The sequence below is a fragment of the Bradyrhizobium sp. 215_C5_N1_1 genome (assembly GCF_052075935.1).
Taxonomy (GTDB): Bacteria; Pseudomonadota; Alphaproteobacteria; order Rhizobiales; family Xanthobacteraceae; genus Bradyrhizobium; species Bradyrhizobium barranii.
In genome coordinates this window covers 5,983,264-5,998,662 of record NZ_CP197228.1, presented here as the reverse complement: position 1 = coordinate 5,998,662, position 15,399 = coordinate 5,983,264, and the positions used below count along the sequence as shown (strand labels likewise).

General features: G+C 65.5%; 14 protein-coding genes. 8 read left to right on the top strand and 6 right to left on the bottom strand.

Annotation, left to right across the window (positions count from 1 at the left end):
- Positions 1 to 9: 9 nt before the first annotated feature.
- The 8 genes from AB7G19_RS28975 (at position 10) to AB7G19_RS28940 (ending at position 9,161) form a co-directional block, all read left to right on the top strand.
- On the top strand, positions 10 to 1,044 hold the full coding sequence (locus AB7G19_RS28975) for an ABC transporter permease (protein WP_441268589.1): 1,035 nt from the start codon (positions 10 to 12) through the stop codon (positions 1,042 to 1,044).
- Positions 1,041 to 1,889 (top strand): ABC transporter permease, encoded by an 849-nt coding sequence (locus AB7G19_RS28970; RefSeq protein WP_441268588.1) that lies wholly within the window; start codon positions 1,041 to 1,043, stop codon positions 1,887 to 1,889. The genes AB7G19_RS28975 and AB7G19_RS28970 overlap by 4 nt, the downstream gene beginning before the upstream one ends.
- Positions 1,886 to 3,556, top strand: coding sequence for a nickel ABC transporter ATP-binding protein NikE (nikE, locus tag AB7G19_RS28965; protein WP_441268587.1), 1,671 nt, complete (start codon positions 1,886 to 1,888; stop codon positions 3,554 to 3,556). The genes AB7G19_RS28970 and nikE overlap by 4 nt, the downstream gene beginning before the upstream one ends.
- Positions 3,557 to 3,697: 141 nt before the next feature.
- Positions 3,698 to 5,299 (top strand): ABC transporter substrate-binding protein, encoded by a 1,602-nt coding sequence (locus AB7G19_RS28960; RefSeq protein WP_231144494.1) that lies wholly within the window; start codon positions 3,698 to 3,700, stop codon positions 5,297 to 5,299.
- 17 nt (positions 5,300 to 5,316) lie between these two features.
- The gene (locus tag AB7G19_RS28955) at positions 5,317 to 6,258 is read left to right on the top strand and encodes an ABC transporter permease (RefSeq protein ID WP_071915430.1); all 942 of its coding nucleotides are present in this window, start codon (positions 5,317 to 5,319) and stop codon (positions 6,256 to 6,258) included.
- Positions 6,255 to 7,178, top strand: a complete 924-nt coding sequence (locus AB7G19_RS28950; RefSeq protein WP_441268586.1) for an ABC transporter permease — start codon at positions 6,255 to 6,257, stop codon at positions 7,176 to 7,178. The genes AB7G19_RS28955 and AB7G19_RS28950 overlap by 4 nt, the downstream gene beginning before the upstream one ends.
- Positions 7,179 to 7,197: 19 nt before the next feature.
- On the top strand, positions 7,198 to 8,187 hold the full coding sequence (locus AB7G19_RS28945; RefSeq protein WP_441268585.1) for an ABC transporter ATP-binding protein: 990 nt from the start codon (positions 7,198 to 7,200) through the stop codon (positions 8,185 to 8,187).
- Positions 8,184 to 9,161 carry an ABC transporter ATP-binding protein gene (locus AB7G19_RS28940; RefSeq protein WP_441268584.1) on the top strand — a complete coding sequence of 326 codons (978 nt, stop codon included), beginning with the start codon at positions 8,184 to 8,186 and terminating at the stop codon, positions 9,159 to 9,161. The genes AB7G19_RS28945 and AB7G19_RS28940 overlap by 4 nt, the downstream gene beginning before the upstream one ends.
- A gap of 5 nt (positions 9,162 to 9,166) precedes the next feature.
- Here AB7G19_RS28940 and AB7G19_RS28935 read toward each other — a convergent pair whose 3' ends face one another.
- The 6 genes from AB7G19_RS28935 to AB7G19_RS28910 all read right to left on the bottom strand — a co-directional run bounded on the left by AB7G19_RS28935 (position 9,167) and on the right by AB7G19_RS28910 (position 15,394).
- On the bottom strand, positions 9,167 to 9,454 hold the full coding sequence (locus AB7G19_RS28935) for a YciI family protein (protein WP_248882321.1): 288 nt from the start codon (positions 9,452 to 9,454) through the stop codon (positions 9,167 to 9,169).
- 88 nt (positions 9,455 to 9,542) lie between these two features.
- On the bottom strand, positions 9,543 to 10,517 hold the full coding sequence (locus tag AB7G19_RS28930; protein ID WP_441268583.1) for a sugar ABC transporter substrate-binding protein: 975 nt from the start codon (positions 10,515 to 10,517) through the stop codon (positions 9,543 to 9,545).
- 42 nt (positions 10,518 to 10,559) lie between these two features.
- Positions 10,560 to 11,537: an ABC transporter permease gene (locus tag AB7G19_RS28925; RefSeq protein WP_014496503.1), complete on the bottom strand. Its 978-nt coding sequence runs from the start codon at positions 11,535 to 11,537 to the stop codon at positions 10,560 to 10,562.
- The gene (locus tag AB7G19_RS28920; RefSeq protein ID WP_441268582.1) at positions 11,534 to 12,484 is read right to left on the bottom strand and encodes an ABC transporter permease; all 951 of its coding nucleotides are present in this window, start codon (positions 12,482 to 12,484) and stop codon (positions 11,534 to 11,536) included. The genes AB7G19_RS28925 and AB7G19_RS28920 overlap by 4 nt, the downstream gene beginning before the upstream one ends.
- Positions 12,477 to 14,003 (bottom strand): sugar ABC transporter ATP-binding protein, encoded by a 1,527-nt coding sequence (locus AB7G19_RS28915; protein ID WP_441268581.1) that lies wholly within the window; start codon positions 14,001 to 14,003, stop codon positions 12,477 to 12,479. Before AB7G19_RS28915 ends, AB7G19_RS28920 begins: the two co-directional genes overlap by 8 nt.
- Positions 14,000 to 15,394, bottom strand: coding sequence for an FAD-linked oxidase C-terminal domain-containing protein (locus AB7G19_RS28910; protein ID WP_441268580.1), 1,395 nt, complete (start codon positions 15,392 to 15,394; stop codon positions 14,000 to 14,002). Before AB7G19_RS28910 ends, AB7G19_RS28915 begins: the two co-directional genes overlap by 4 nt.
- Between the last annotated feature and the right edge of the window lie 5 nt (positions 15,395 to 15,399).

Genomic DNA, 15,399 nt, shown 5'->3' with positions numbered 1-15,399 from the left:
CTCCGAAAGGTGACGACCGGTCTTGGTGCAACCATGGTGCGGGCGGGCAGGCGGCTTCTGTCGTCGCTGCCGGCGTTGTTCGGTGTGCTGGTCTTCACCTTTCTGCTGATGCGCGTGCTGCCCGGCGACCCCGCGGTGTTCTTCGCCTCGGGGCCCAATGCCGGCAAGGAGGAGATCGAGCAAATCCGCAAGCAGATGGGGCTCGACAGGTCAGTGCCGGAGCAGCTCGTGTTCTATCTCTCCGACATCGGCCACGGCAATCTCGGCCGCTCCATGATGACGGGACAGCCGGTGCTGAAGGACCTGCGCGAACGGCTGCCGGCTTCGCTGGAGCTCACCTTCACGGCGCTCCTGATCGCGATGATCGCGGCGGTACCGCTTGGCGTTGTCGCAGCCTTGAAGCCTGGCTCGATCGTCGATCACGGCGTGCGGCTGTTCTGCGCGCTCGGCGTCTGCGTGCCGACCTTCGTCTCGGGCCTGCTGCTGATCTATGTCTTCTACTATCTGCTCGGGCTCGCGCCTGATCCGACCGGGCGGATCGACGTGTTCACTTCGCTGCCGCCGCAACGGACCGGGTTCCTGTCGATCGATTTCCTGCTGGCGGGAGATATCGAGGGCTGGTGGGCGGCCTGCAAGCAGTTGATCCTGCCGGCGGTGAGCATGGCCCTGTTCGTGATCGCGCCGCTGGCACGGATCACGCGGGCCTCGATGCTGGTCTCGCTCGGCAGCGATTTCGTCCGCACCGCGCGCTCGGTCGGATTGTCCTGGCACAAGGTGGTCGTCACTTATGCGCTGAGGAACGCGATCCTGCCCGTCATCACCATCGCCGGCATCGTGTTCTCGACCATGCTGGGCGCCAATGTCCTGGTGGAGAAGGTGTTCTCCTGGCCGGGCGTCGCTTCCTACGCGCTCGATGCGCTCTTATCCTCCGACTATGCGCCGGTGCAGGGCTTCGTGCTGCTGATGGCCAGCCTGTTCGTGCTGGTCAATCTCGTGGTCGACATCTGCTACGGCATCGCCGATCCCAGGGTGTCGATCGAATGACCAGCGCAACTCTCCGCCATTCGGTCTGGATCCTGCGCGGCAATCCGCTCACCGCCGTTGCAGCGGCCGGCGTTGCGATGTTCGTCCTGATTGCGATCTTCGGGCCCTGGATCGTGCCTTATGATCCCGTGGTCTCCAATGTCTCGGAGGCTCTTTTGCCGCCGAGCGCGGCGCATCTCGCCGGCACCGACCAGCTCGGACGCGACGTGTTCAGCCGCCTCATCATCGCAGCACGCCTCGATCTTGCCATTGCGGTTTCCGCGGTCGGCATCTCCTTCGTGATCGGCGCCGTCGTCGGCGCGTTCTGCGGCTATGCCGGCGGCAAGCTCGACCGCGGCGTCGGCCGCTTCGTCGATGTGATGATGGCCTTTCCGCTGTTCGTGCTGGCGATGGCGATGGTTGCCGCCTTGGGCAACCGGATCGAGAACATCGTGATCGCAACCGCGATCATCAATCTTCCGTTCTACATCCGCTTCGCGCGCGCCGAGGTCAATGTCCGCCGCAATGTCGGCTGGGTTGAAGCCGCGCGCGCCTGCGGCGAGAGCCATTTCTCGGTGGTGCTGCGCTTCCTGCTGCCGAATATCCTGCCGGCGATGGCGGTGCAGATCTCGCTCAATCTCGGCTGGGCCATTCTCAATGCCGCCGGCCTGTCCTTCATCGGTCTCGGCGTCAAGCCGCCGACGCCGGAATGGGGCATCATGGTCGCGGAAGGGGCGCGCTTCATCTCGACCGGGCGGTGGTGGCTGGTGGCCTTTCCGGGTCTTGCGCTGATGATGGCGGTGCTGTGCTTCAATCTCCTCGGTGACGGGATGCGGGACATTCTCGACCCGCGGATGCGCACATGAGCGAGGAGCTGCTAGGGATCAACGACCTCCACGTCTCGTTCTCGACGCGGCGTGGCATGGTCGAGGCCGTGCGCGGCGTGACGCTCTCGGTTCAGAAGGGCGAGATGCTCGGCCTCGTCGGCGAGAGCGGCTCGGGCAAGTCGGTCACCGGCTTCGCGACCACGCGGCTGCTCGATGCGGCCGGGCGCGTCACCGGCGGCAAGATCCTGTTTCGCGGGCAGGACGTCACAAAACTCAGGGGCGATGACCTTCGTCAGCTCCAGGGCGCCGCGATGTCGATGATCTTCCAGAATCCGCGGGCGGCCCTCAACCCGATCCGCGCGATCGGCCTACAGATCGCGGACGCGATCCTCACGCATAAGAAGATATCGAAGGACGCCGCGCGCGCCGAGGCGCTGGAGCTGCTGCGCGCGGTCCAGATCCGCGACCCCGAGACGCGGATGAACGCCTACCCGCATGAGCTTTCCGGCGGCATGTGCCAGCGCGTGATGATCGCGATCGCGATTTCCTGCAATCCCGCGCTGCTGATCGCCGACGAGCCGACCACCGGGCTCGACGTCACCACCCAGAAGGTGGTGATGGATCTGCTCGCAGATGTTGCCGCCGCGCGCGGCATGGCGACGATCCTGATCACCCACGATCTCGGTCTCGCCGCGCGCTATTGCCGCCGCATCGCCGTGATGGAGCGCGGCCGCATCGTCGAGGAAGCGAGCCCCAAAAAGCTTTTCAGCGCACCGCAACACGCCTATACCCGCCGCCTCGTTGCGGCATCGCCGACCGCGACGTCGCGGATCGAGGATCTCGTGACGGAGGAGGAGCGGGAGCGGCACGCGACGATCGTCAGCAAGCCAAGGCAGGAGCTCCCGCACGGGACGCCACCGCTCCTTGAGGTGCGCAAGCTCGCCAAGCGTTTTGACCAGGGCTCCGCGGCGGTCGCGGATTTCTCGATGACGATGGCCGGCGGCGAGAGCGTCGGGCTCGTTGGCGAGTCCGGCTCCGGCAAGAGCACGACGTCGCGGATGATCTGCCGTCTGATCGACCCGAGCGAAGGCGATATCGTGTTCGACGGGCAGTCGATCGGCCATGTCGCCTCGCGCGACTTCCATCGCTCGCCGCTGCGCAAAGACATCCAGATGGTCTTCCAGGACCCGAACGAGAGCCTCAACCCGCGCTTCACGGCCTTTGACTGCATCGCCCATCCCCTGATGCGGCTCGACGGCATGCGGGCGGGCGATGCGCTGCGCAAGCGGGTGGAAGAGTGTGCGGAGCGGGTGGGGTTGCCGCTCGATCTGCTGCCGCGTTTTCCGCACCAGCTCTCCGGCGGCCAGAAGGCGCGCGTCGGCATTGCCCGCGCCATCGCCTGCCGGCCGCGGCTGCTGGTGCTGGACGAGCCGACCGCCGCGCTCGACGTCTCGGTGCAGGCGGTGGTGCTGCAACTGCTCGACCGTCTCAGGCGCGAGAACGACATCGCGCTGCTGTTCGTCAGCCACGACCTCAATGTCGTGCGCATGCTCTGCGACCGCACCATCGTGCTGCGCAACGGCGGCATCGTGGAGCAGGGGGAGAGCCGGGCGCTGTTCGATAATCCCAAGACCGACTACACGCGCAAGCTGGTCGAGGCGATTCCGCATATCGAGACCGGACCGGCACTGGCGGCCGCGCTTTGACGCCTGAACCGGTCGAAATCCCGAACAGATCCCGCTGGCGAAGGCCCGGTTAGTGGCATACCATTTGCACGCCAATGGGTTCTGGTTTCACCTGCCTTTGGCCAACGATGGCCGGCATCACGGCACTACTGGGAGGATTTCATGGATCGTAGGACCGTATTGAAGGGACTGGCCGGCGCGGGCGGTCTGGCATTGACCGGCCTCTCGGCCCCGGCGATCGCACAAGGCGCCTCTGCGCGCACCCTGCGCTTCGTGCCGCAAGCCAACCTCGCCAATTTCGATCCCATCTGGGGCACGCAATATGTCGTGCGCAACGCGGCGGCGCTGGTCTGGGATACGCTTTACGGCGTCGATGCCAAGCTCCAGCCGCAGCGTCAGATGGTCGAGTCCGAGGAGACCACCGACGACGGCAAGACCTGGACCTTCAAGCTGCGCCCGGGTCTCAAGTTCCATGACGGCGAGCCGGTGCTGAGCAAGGACGTCGTTGCGAGCCTGTCGCGCTGGGCCGCGCGCGATCCAATGGGTCTGATGATCCTGGCCATCCAGCAGGAATTGACTCCGGTCGACGACCGCACCTTCAAATGGGTCCTGAAGCAGCCTTTCCCGAAAATGCTGTACGCGCTGGCCAAGAACAACGCGCCGTGCTCCTTCATCATGCCCGAGCGCATCGCGAAGACCGATCCGTTCAAGCAGATCACCGAATATGTCGGCTCGGGTCCGATGAAGTTCGCCAAGAGCGAATGGGTGCCCGGCGCCAAGTCGGTGTTCGAGAAGTTCACCGATTACGTGCCGCGACAGGAGAAGGCGTCGTGGCTTGCCGGCGGCAAGAACATCCTGGTCGATCGCGTCGAGTGGCTGGTGATGCCGGATCCGGCCACCGCTGCGGCCGCCTTGCAGAACGGGGAGGTCGACTGGTGGGAGAACCCGATCTCCGATCTCGTACCCGTGCTGAAGAAGAACAAGAACATCAGCGTCGATATCGGCGATCCCCTCGGCAATATCGGCTCCTTCCGCATGAACCATCTGCACCCACCCTTCAACAATGTGAAGGCACGGCGCGCGGTGCTGATGGCGTTGAGCCAGGAAGACTATATGCGTGCGCTGGTCGGCGACGACGATACGTTGTGGAAGCCGCTGCCCGGCTTTTTTACGCCGGACACACCGCTCTACACCGAGTTGGGCGGCGAGATCCTGAAAGGAAAGCGCGATTTGGATGCGGCCAAGAAGCTGCTCGCCGAGAGCGGCTATTCCGGCCAGCCGGTCACATGCGTGGTCGCGCAGGACCAGTCGATCACGAAGGCGCAGGGCGACGTCACCGCGGATCTGCTCAAGAAGCTCGGCATGAATGTCGATTTCGTCGCGACCGATTGGGGCACGGTGGGCGCGCGCCGCGCGATGAAGACACCGCCGGGGCAGGGCGGCTGGAATATGTTCCACAGCTGGCACGCCGGCGCCGATTGCATCAATCCGGCCGCCTACACCGCCATCCGCGCCAATGGCGACAAGGCCTGGTTCGGCTGGCCCAACAGCCCGAACACCGAGAAGGAGATCACGGCCTGGTTCGACGCCAAGAATCTCGAGGAGGAGAAGGCCGCGATCGGGCAGGTCAACAAGGCGGCGCTCGAGGATGTCGTCTACGCGCCGACCGGCTTCTTCCTGACCTACACGGCATGGCGCAAGAACGTCTCCGGCATCACCAAGGGGCCGCTGCCGTTCTTCTGGAACGTGTCGAAATCCGCATGATGGTACGCTGAAGCCAGATGCTCTCTTACATCCTCCGTCGCATCGTCTCGACCTTGCCGGTGATGGCAATCGTCGCGCTGTTCGTGTTCAGCCTGCTCTACATCGCGCCGGGTGATCCCGCCGTGGTGATCGCGGGCGACCAGGCGAGCCCGGAGGATGTGGAGCGCATTCGCCAGAGTCTGGGTCTCGACCGTCCTTTCCTGATCCAGTTCGGAAGCTGGGTCTGGCGCATTCTGCACGGCGATCTCGGCACCTCGATCTTCACCAACCTTCCGGTCTCGACGATGATCGGACAGCGTCTCGGGCCGACACTGTCGCTGATGATGGTCACGCTGCTACTCACCATCGTGGTCGCGGTGCCGCTTGGCGTCGTGGCCGCGTGGAAGGCGGGGAGCCTGATCGACCGCGTCATCATGGCATTCGCCGTGTTCGGCTTCTCGCTGCCCGTCTTCGTCGTCGGCTATATCCTCGCCTATGTCTTCGCACTCGAGCTCGAATGGCTTCCGGTGCAGGGCTATACGCCGCTCACGGAGGGCTTCTGGCCGTGGCTGCAAAACCTGATCCTGCCGTCGATCGCGCTGGGCTGCGTCTACATCGCGCTGATCGCGCGCATCACGCGTGCCACCATGCTTGAAGTCTTGCAGCAGGACTATATCCGCACCGCGCGGGCCAAGGGCCTCGGGCAAGGCGGCATCCTCTTCGTTCACGCGCTGAAGAATGCCGCGGTCCCGATCGTGACCGTGATCGGGATCGGCATCGCGCTCCTGATCGGCGGAGCGGTCGTCACGGAAAGCGTGTTCGCGATTCCCGGTCTCGGCCGGCTCACGATCGACGCGATCCTGCGGCGCGACTATCCCGTCATCCAGGGCATCGTGCTTCTGTTCAGCTTCGTCTACGTCCTCGTCAATCTGATGATCGACGTCGTCTATACGCTCGTTGACCCGAGGATCCGCTATTGACCGACACGACCGTCACTCCGCAAGCGCTGCCGGCCGGCTTCGTTCTCGCACCGCAACTGCCTGAAATCCTGCGGCCGGTCAGGATCCGGCGCGGCTTCATCGGCCTCTTGCGCGGCCATCCCACGGTCGCGATCGGCGGCGCGCTGCTGCTGACGCTGGTTCTGATCGCGATCTTCGCGCCTTATCTCGGGACGGTCGATCCGACGGCACTTGCGCCCGCCAAGCGCACGCGGGCGCCGTCGGCCGCTTTCTGGTTCGGCAGCGACGTGCTCGGCCGCGACATCTATTCGCGCGTGCTCTTTGGCGCGCGGGTCTCGCTCACGGTCGGTCTGTCGGTTGCGATCCTCGCATCTGCGGCGGGCCTCGCCATCGGCATCGTCTCCGGCTTCATCCGCTGGGCCGACGGCATCTTGATGCGCTTCATGGACGGCCTGATGTCGATCCCGCCGATCCTGCTTGCGATCGCGCTGATGGCGTTGACGCGCGGCAGCGTCGGCAACGTCATCCTGGCCATCACCATCGCCGAGATCCCGCGGGTTTCCCGTCTTGTCCGTAGCGTGGTGCTGTCGCTGCGCGAGCAGCCCTATGTGGACGCCGCGGTCGCCTGCGGCACGCGCACGCCGATGATCATCCTGCGCCACATCCTGCCCAACACGCTGGCGCCGATGCTGGTCCAGGCGACTTACATCTGCGCCAGCGCCATGATCACGGAGGCGATCCTGTCCTTCATCGGGGCCGGCACGCCGCCGACCATTCCGTCCTGGGGCAACATCATGGCCGAGGGCCGCGCGCTGTGGCAGGTCAAGCCCTACATCGTGTTCTTCCCGGCGGCATTCCTCTCCGTCACCGTGCTCGCCGTGAACCTGCTCGGCGACGGCCTTCGCGATGCGCTCGATCCGCGCATGGCCAAGAGCCTGTGATGTCGAGGGGTTGATCGCGATGGCCTTGCTCGAAGTCGAGAACCTCCAGACCCACTTTCGCACGCCCGGCGGCATCAACCGTGCGGTCGACGGCGTGTCCTTTCATGTCAACGAAGGCGAGACGCTCGCCATCGTCGGCGAATCCGGCTGCGGCAAGTCGGTGACCTCGATGTCACTGATGCGGCTGATTCCGGAGCCGCCGGGCAGGATCGCGGGCGCTGTTCGCTTTGCGGGCAGGGACCTGCTGCAACTATCCGACCGCGAGATGCGCGCTATCCGCGGCAACGACATCTCGATGATCTTTCAGGAGCCGATGACGAGCCTCAACCCGGTGCTGACTGTCGGCCGCCAGATCCGCGAGACGCTGATGATCCATCAGGGCCTCGACAAGCAGGCGGCCGAGGCGCATGCGATCGAGATGCTGACGCTGGTCGGCATTCCCGAGCCGAAGCGGCGCGTGCGGGAATATCCGCACCAGCTCTCCGGCGGCATGCGCCAGCGCGTGATGATTGCGATCGCGCTGGCCTGCAATCCAAAACTCCTGATCGCGGACGAGCCGACCACGGCGCTCGACGTGACCATCCAGGCGCAGATCCTGAAGCTGATGCTTGATCTCAAGCGCCGGGTCGGTGCGGCGATCATCCTGATCACCCACGATCTCGGCGTCGTCGCCGAGATCGCCGAGCGCGTCATGGTCATGTATGCCGGCCGCAAGGTCGAGGAAGCGCCGGTGGCCGAGCTGTTTCGCTCGCCGCGCCATCCCTATACGCAGGGCCTGCTCGGCGCCGTGCCGCGGCTCGGCTCGTCACTAACAGGCACCGCGAGGCGGCTGGCCGAAATCCCGGGGCAGGTGCCTGATCTGCGCAAGCCCATCGTCGGCTGCGTCTTCGCCGGCCGCTGCGCGCTCGCGACCGACCTCTGCCGCCAATATGCGCCTGGACTTGAAGAGAAGGCGCCTCGCCACGTCGCCGCCTGCCACTATTCCGCCAAGGGGGCCATCGCGGCATGAGTCCTCCGCTGCTCCAGGTCAACGACCTCAAGAAGCATTTTCCGGTCAAAAAGGGCCTGTTCGGCCGCAAGCCCGAATATGTCTATGCCGTCGACGGTGTCTCGTTCGAAATCGCGAAGGGCGAAACGCTGTCGCTGGTCGGCGAGTCCGGCTGCGGCAAGTCCACGGTCGGCCGCGCCATCCTGCGGCTGTTCGACATCACGGCGGGCCAGGTGATCCTCGATGGCCAGCGCATCGACGACGCCCATCCGAGCACGATGCGCCAGATGCGCCGCCGCGTGCAGGTGGTGTTCCAGGATCCGTTCTCGAGCCTCAATCCGCGCATGCGGGTGCGCGACATCCTGGCCGAGCCGATCCGCAATTTTGGGCTCGCCAAATCCGCCATCGATCTCGAAACCCGCGTGACGGCGCTGATGGATACCGTTCGGCTGCCGCGCGAGGCGCTCAACCGCCGGCCGCACGAATTCTCCGGCGGCCAGCGTCAGCGCATCGGCATCGCGCGGGCGCTCGCAGCCGAGCCCGAGCTGATCGTCTGCGACGAGGCCGTCTCGGCGCTCGACGTCTCGGTCAAGGCGCAGATCGTCAATCTCTTGCAGGACCTCCAGCGCGAGTTCGGCCTCGCGCTGCTGTTCATCAGCCATGACCTCGCGATCGTCGAGCACATGACCCACCGCGTCGCGGTGATGTATCTCGGCAAGATCGTCGAGGTCGCGCCGCGCCGCGAGATCTTTGCCGCGCCAAGGCATCCCTATACCAAGGCGCTGCTCTCCGCGGTGCCGCTGCCCGAGCCCGGCGCCCAGCGCAATCCCATCATCCTCAAGGGGGACGTGCCGAGCCCGATCAACCCGCCGAGCGGGTGCCGCTTCCACACCCGTTGCCCATACGTCTTCGATCGCTGCCGGACGGAGGAGCCGACGCTGCGCTCGACCGGACCCGAGCAATGGGTGGCTTGTCACCTCGAAGAGGCGCCGTAGGCCCCTCAGCCCTGGCGGCGCAGGAAGCCTGTGATCGTGACTTTCTCCCAGATGCCGGCTGCGGCAAAGGGATCGGCGCGGTTGAAGGCTTCGACCTCGGCGCGGCCGGGCGCCTCGATCAGGAACAGGCTGCCGATCATGTTCGCGCCGTCGTCGGAGACGAGCGGGCCCGACATCACGATCTTGACGCCGAAGCGCGAGGTGTCGCTCAGGAAGGCCTTGTGGGCGTCGTAATTGGCGAGCCGGGTCGGCAGCGCGCCGGCGCGGTCGAGGGCGTGAATGGCGAACAGCATGATGTCTCCGTTGACGTGTCGGCTTTCTTGGGACGTTTCTTGGGACGGCCGCGAAGGCGGCCGTCCGTGCTTGTGATGAGCGGTTGGGCTACTTGGCGCCGAGCTTGCCGGCGTCCTCGAAGGTCGGGCAGGTCCGCTGCTCCAGCGGCACGTCGAACGGCTGGTAATTTTCCTTGGTGATGACGGTCGGCTTCAGCACGATCTCGGAAATGACAGGCTGGTTGCGTAAGCTGCGGATCGCCATCATGGTGCCGAGGCACCCTTGCGCAAATCCGTTGTAGTCGCCGCTGGCGAGCAGCTTGCCGGACTTGATCGCGTCGATCGCCTCCTTGGTGCCGTTGATGCCGATCACCTGGGCCTTGCGGTTCGCGCCGTCGAGCGCCTCGATCGCGCCGACCGCCATGGCGTCGTTGGCCGCCAGCACGCCGTCGATCTGCGGGTTCGACTGCATCAAATTCTCCATGACCTGGAGCGCCTGCAGCCGCTGGTAGTTGCCGGGCTGCGAGGCCAGCAGCTTGGCGCCCGAATTCTCCTTCAGCGCGTCGTTGAAGCCGCGGACGCGGTCGACATTGGTCAGCGAGCCCTTGACGCCCTCGATGATGACGATGTTGCCCTTGCCGCCCAAGGTCTTGAGCAGGAAGCGCGCGGTTTCGAGGCCAAGGCTGTAATCGTCGGCGCCGACGAAGGAGAGGAACTTGCCGCCGGCGGAGCGGTCGGTGATGTTGACGACGGGGATTTTCGCCTCGTTGATCTTCTCGACGCCCGGCACCATCGCCTTGTAGTCGACCGGCGTGAACACGATCGCGCTCGGCTTCTTCACCACGACGTCCTCGATCTGGCTGAGCTGCTCGGGGATCGAGTCCGGCTTGGTCGGGATGTACTGCAGCGTCTTCGCGTTCAGCGCTTTCGCCATGTTGTCGGCACCGACCCGTACAGTCTGGAAGAACGGATTGGTCTGGTTCTTGGTGAACACGGCGATGGTCTCGCCGTCGGCGCGCGCTTGCGTGGTGAACGCGGCCGCCATCAGCAGCGGCAGCGCCAAATAACCCAGTGTCTGTTTCATGTAGCCTCCATCCCTCATTTTGCTTGTTGGATTTCTAAGAGCTCATTGCGCGCGGCGGCGGGTCTTCATGTCGAGCCAGACCGCGAGAATGACGATGATGCCGGTGACGAGCGGCTGCCAGTTGGCGCTGACCGACAACAGGTTCATGCCGTTCAGCACCAGCGTCAGGATCAGCGCGCCGATGAAGGTGCCGAACACGGTGCCGACCCCTCCGAACAGCGAAGTGCCGCCGATCAGCACGGCTGCGATCGCGGGAAGCGTCAGGCTTTCGCCGATGTCGGCTTCGGCCGAATTGAGCCGCGACAGGAAGATGATCGAGGCCAGTCCCGCCATGGTGCCGGATACCGCATAGACCAGCAGCAGGCGGCGCGCGACCGGAATGCCGGAGAGGCGGGCGGCGACCGGATTGGCGCCGATCGCATAGATCTCCTGGCCCCAGATCGTGCGCTGCGCAAACAGCGTTCCGATCCCGAGGAACACCAGCAGCAGATAGACCGGGATCGGCAGGCCGAACAGATAGCCGCTGCCGATCTGGCGGAAGCCCGCCGGGAAGCCATGCAGGGTCTCGCCTGCCATGTACCAATAGGTGAGGCCGTTCAGCACCCAGAGCATGCCATAGGTGGCGATGAAGGAGGGGATGCGCAGCGCGGTGACCATGATGCCGTTGAGCAGCCCAACGATTCCGCCGCAGGCAAGCCCGGTGAGGATGCCGAGCGCTGGCGAGCCGGTCTTGTGGATCACGGTGCCGGCGATGCAGGCGGACAGCGCGACATTGGCACCGACGGAGAGATCGAGGCCGGCGGTGAGCACCACCAGCGTCAGGCCCGACGCGATGAAGAAGGTCAGGCTCGCCTGCCTCAGCACGTTGAGGATGTTGCCGAGGCTCAGGAAGGAGTCGCTGAGTACGGCGAGCACCGCGCAGATCAGCAGCGCTGCGAGCAGGCGATAGAACACCTGGATCGCGTCCTGCGACAGGAATGATCGGGGCGGCGAGAGGGCCTCTTTGGAGATGTCGGTCATGCTCGGCTCCGCAGGCCGTCGAGGAAGAGAGCGACGATGACGAGGACGCCGACGCTTGCGACCTGCACCGAGGAGGGCATCGAGATCAGGTTGAGCCCATTGCGAAGCACGCCGACCGCGATCACGCCGAGCAACGTGCCAAGCAGCCAGCCATTGCCGCGCTCGAACGAGGTACCGCCGACCGCGACCGCGGCGATGGCGTCGAATTCGAGACCGAGGCCCGCGGTCGGGTGGCCGGAATTCATGCGCGCGGTCATCAGCAGGCCGGCAATGCCGGCCATGGCGCCGCCGATCGCGTAGACCGCGATCAGCAGCTTGTTTGGCGAGAGGCCGGCGTAGCGCAGCGCCTCGCGGTTGCCGCCGAGCGCGAAGATGTAGGTGCCGAAGCGGGTGTGGTAGAGCAGGCCGTGGAAGGCCGCATAGGTCACCAGCGCCATCACGATGGGCACAGGCACACCCAGAAGCGTCGCCGAATAGATGTCGCGTACGCTGTGGGGGATGCCGACCACGCTCTGGCCGTCGCTGACGATCAGCGACAGGCCCTGCGCCATGCCGAGCGTGCCCAACGTCGCGACGAAGGGCGGAATGCCGACGATAGCGACCAGCCAGCCGTTGGCGAAGCCGAAGGCCGTGCCGACGAGCAGCCCGGCGCCGAGGCCCAGCAGCATCGACTTGGTCGCAAGCGACACGATCGCGACGCAGAGCGAGGTCAGCGTCAGCACCGCGCCCATCGACAGGTCCAACCCCTCGGTCATGATGATCAGCGTCATCGGCAGCGCCAGCATGGTCAGGATGGTCGACTGCACCAGCACGTTGGAGAGGTTGGCGACCGACAGGAAGCCGGGCGCGATCGCGCTGAACAGGGCGATCAGCAGCACCAAGACGATGGCAACGCCGGGAATGCGCTGCAGCGGATTGGGTTGAGAGACGACTGCGGCTTCACGCATGATGCATCCCCAGTCGCACGATGTTCTCCTCGGTCAGTTCGCTGCGGGTCAGGTGTCCGGCGATGCGGCCTTCGCGCATCACATAGGCGCGGTCGCAGACATGGCAGATCTCGACCTGCTCGGACGAGATCATCAAGGCCGCCGCGCCTTCGGCGACCAGCCGGTCGATCAGAGCAAAGATCTCGGATTTGGCGCCGATGTCGATGCCCCGCGTCGGCTCGTCGAAGATGAAGAGCTTCGAGCCGGCCGCCAGCCACTTGCCGATCACGACCTTCTGCTGGTTGCCGCCCGAGAGCAGGCCGACAATCTGGCGCGCGCTCGGGGTTGCGATGCGCAGCTGCCGGATCAGGCTGTCGGAGGTGCGCTGCGCGCTGCGCTGGTCGAACAGGCCGCTCGGGAACAGTTTTCGCAGTGCCGACACCACCAGATTGTCACTCACCGACCGCAACAGCGCGAGGCCCTCGCTCTTGCGGCTCTCCGGGATCAGCGCGATGCCGCGGCGGGCGGCAAGGTCAGGCTCGCCGGAGATGGCCTTGCCGTCGAAAATGATCTCGCCTGACGTCACGGCATCGGCGCCGAATATGGCGCGGGCGACCTCGCTGCGGCCGGAACCGACCAGGCCGCACAGGCCGACGATCTCGCCCCGGCGCACCTCGATGTTGATGTCGGAGATGCCGGTCGACGAGCTCAAGCCCTTGACCTCGAGCAGCAGCTCGCCGGGCTTGTCGGCAAAATTGCGCGGATAGGTCATGTCGACGTTGCGACCGACCATCATGCGAACGAGCTGGTCCGGCGTGACGTCGGCGGGGCGAACGCCGTCGATACGGCGACCGTCGCGCAGCACCGTGATGCGGTCGCCGAGCGCGAACACCTCCGCCATGCGGTGGGAGATGTAGACGATGGACACGCCGTCGGCCTTCAGCCGCGCGATCAGGGCGAACAGCAGCTCGGTCTCGCGGTCGGACAGCGCCGCCGTCGGTTCGTCCATGACCAGGATGCGCGCGTTTTGGCTGATCGCCTTCGCGATCTCGACCATCTGCTGCTGCGCCACCCCTAACTTGTCGACGGAGGTGGAGGGATCGATGTCGAACCCGATCGTGCCGAGCACGCGCCTGGCGTCGGCCAGGATCTTGCGGCGGTCGATGGTGCCGGGAATGCGGCCCTTTGGCTCGCGGCCGAGGAAGATGTTCTGGGCGATATCGAGATGGGGGACCAGCGAGAATTCCTGGAAGATCACGGCAATGCCGAGCTTCTGCGCGTCCGCGGTCGAAGAGATCGCGACCTTGTCGCCCTTGTAGTAGAACTCGCCGGCATCAGCGCGGTAGGCGCCGCACAGCACCTTCATCAGGCTCGACTTGCCGGCGCCGTTCTCGCCGAGCAGCATGTGGACTTCGCCGGGGAAGACGGCAAAGGACACGTCATCCAGCGCCTTGACACCGGGGAATTCCTTGCTGATGCCGCGCAGCTCCAGTAGCGGCGTGGGTGAGGCGGGCTCGATGGCCAATGCGGCGCTGCTCATGCGTGCACTCCGCTCGCGAAGATCTTTCCGGGATTCATCAGTCCATCAGGATCGAGCGCGGTCTTGATCGATCGCATCACGTCGACGGCCTCGCCGAGCTCATCGGTGAGATATTCGATCTTGCCGAGCCCGATGCCGTGCTCGCCGGTGCAGGTGCCGTCCATGGCGATGGCGCGCGCGACCATGCGGGCCTGCAGCGCCTTGGCGCCTTCGGCCTCATCCGGCTTGGCCGGGTCGATCAGGATCAGCATGTGGAAATTGCCGTCGCCGACATGGCCGACGATCGGGGCGGTAAAGCCGTGCTCGTCGGCGTCGCGCCGGGTCTCGGTCAGGCATTCGGCCAGCCGCGAGATCGGCACGCAGACATCGGTGATCACGGCGCGTGCGCCGGGCCGCAAGCCGAGGCCCGCATAAAGCGTGTTGTCGCGGGCGTGCCAGAGCCGGCTGCGGTCTTCCTGCGCCTTCGCCCAGGCAAAACCATGGCCGCCATGGTCGGCCGCGATCGCCTGCGCGGCTTCGGCCTGCTCGGCAACTGAGGTCTCGGAGCCGTGGAATTCGAAGAACAAGGTGGGGGCTTCGCGATAGCCGAGCTTTGCGTAGGCGTTGATGCCGCGCATCATGACGTCGTCGAGCAGCTCGATGCGTGCCACGGGGATCGCGGACTGGATCACGGAGATCGCAGTGTCCACGGCGTCGTGCAGGGTGTCGAAGCTGCAGACCGCGGCTGAGATCGCCTGCGGCACGGGATGCACCTTCAATGTGACCTCGGTGATGATTCCGAGCGTGCCTTCGGCGCCGACGAACATTCGAGTCAGGTCATATCCGGCGGCCGATTTGCGCGCGCGCCTTGCGGTCCGGATCACGCGTCCGTCGGCCAGCACAACCTCCAGCGCCATGACATTGTCCTTCATGGTGCCGTAGCGCACCGCCATGGTGCCGGACGCACGGGTGGAGGTCATGCCGCCGATCGAGGCGTCGGCGCCGGGGTCGATCGGGAAGAAAAGTCCGGTGCCGCGCAGCTCCGCATTGAGCTGTTTGCGCGTGATGCCGGGCTGCACGACGACGTCCATGTCGCTCTCGTGCACCGTCAGCACCTTGTTCATCCGGACGAAGTCGAAGCAGACGCCACCCGCGACCGCGGCCGCATTGCCTTCGAGCGAGGTGCCCGCGCCGAACGGAACGATCGGCATGCCCGCATTGGCGCAGAGCTTGACGATCTCGGCGACCTCCTGCGTGGTTTCAGGGAAGACGACGATGTCCGGCGGCAAATTGCGATAATGCGATTCGCTCTGCCCGTGCTGATCGAGCACGCCGCGCGCAACGCTCGCGCGCGGGCCGATCATGCCGGCGAGGCGATCGGCCAATATGCTCGTGCTGACCCGCGGTCCCATCCTTA

Coding starts and splice junctions, on each gene's coding strand:
- AB7G19_RS28915 (WP_441268581.1), bottom strand. CDS start 14,003: ATGAGCAGCGCCGCATTGGCCATCGAGCCCGCCTCACCCACGCCGCTA.
- AB7G19_RS28970 (WP_441268588.1), top strand. CDS start 1,041: ATGACCAGCGCAACTCTCCGCCATTCGGTCTGGATCCTGCGCGGCAAT.
- nikE (WP_441268587.1), top strand. CDS start 1,886: ATGAGCGAGGAGCTGCTAGGGATCAACGACCTCCACGTCTCGTTCTCG.
- AB7G19_RS28930 (WP_441268583.1), bottom strand. CDS start 10,517: ATGAAACAGACACTGGGTTATTTGGCGCTGCCGCTGCTGATGGCGGCC.
- AB7G19_RS28960 (WP_231144494.1), top strand. CDS start 3,698: ATGGATCGTAGGACCGTATTGAAGGGACTGGCCGGCGCGGGCGGTCTG.
- AB7G19_RS28940 (WP_441268584.1), top strand. CDS start 8,184: ATGAGTCCTCCGCTGCTCCAGGTCAACGACCTCAAGAAGCATTTTCCG.
- AB7G19_RS28910 (WP_441268580.1), bottom strand. CDS start 15,394: ATGGGACCGCGGGTCAGCACGAGCATATTGGCCGATCGCCTCGCCGGC.
- AB7G19_RS28945 (WP_441268585.1), top strand. CDS start 7,198: ATGGCCTTGCTCGAAGTCGAGAACCTCCAGACCCACTTTCGCACGCCC.
- AB7G19_RS28920 (WP_441268582.1), bottom strand. CDS start 12,484: ATGCGTGAAGCCGCAGTCGTCTCTCAACCCAATCCGCTGCAGCGCATT.
- AB7G19_RS28955 (WP_071915430.1), top strand. CDS start 5,317: ATGCTCTCTTACATCCTCCGTCGCATCGTCTCGACCTTGCCGGTGATG.
- AB7G19_RS28925 (WP_014496503.1), bottom strand. CDS start 11,537: ATGACCGACATCTCCAAAGAGGCCCTCTCGCCGCCCCGATCATTCCTG.
- AB7G19_RS28935 (WP_248882321.1), bottom strand. CDS start 9,454: ATGCTGTTCGCCATTCACGCCCTCGACCGCGCCGGCGCGCTGCCGACC.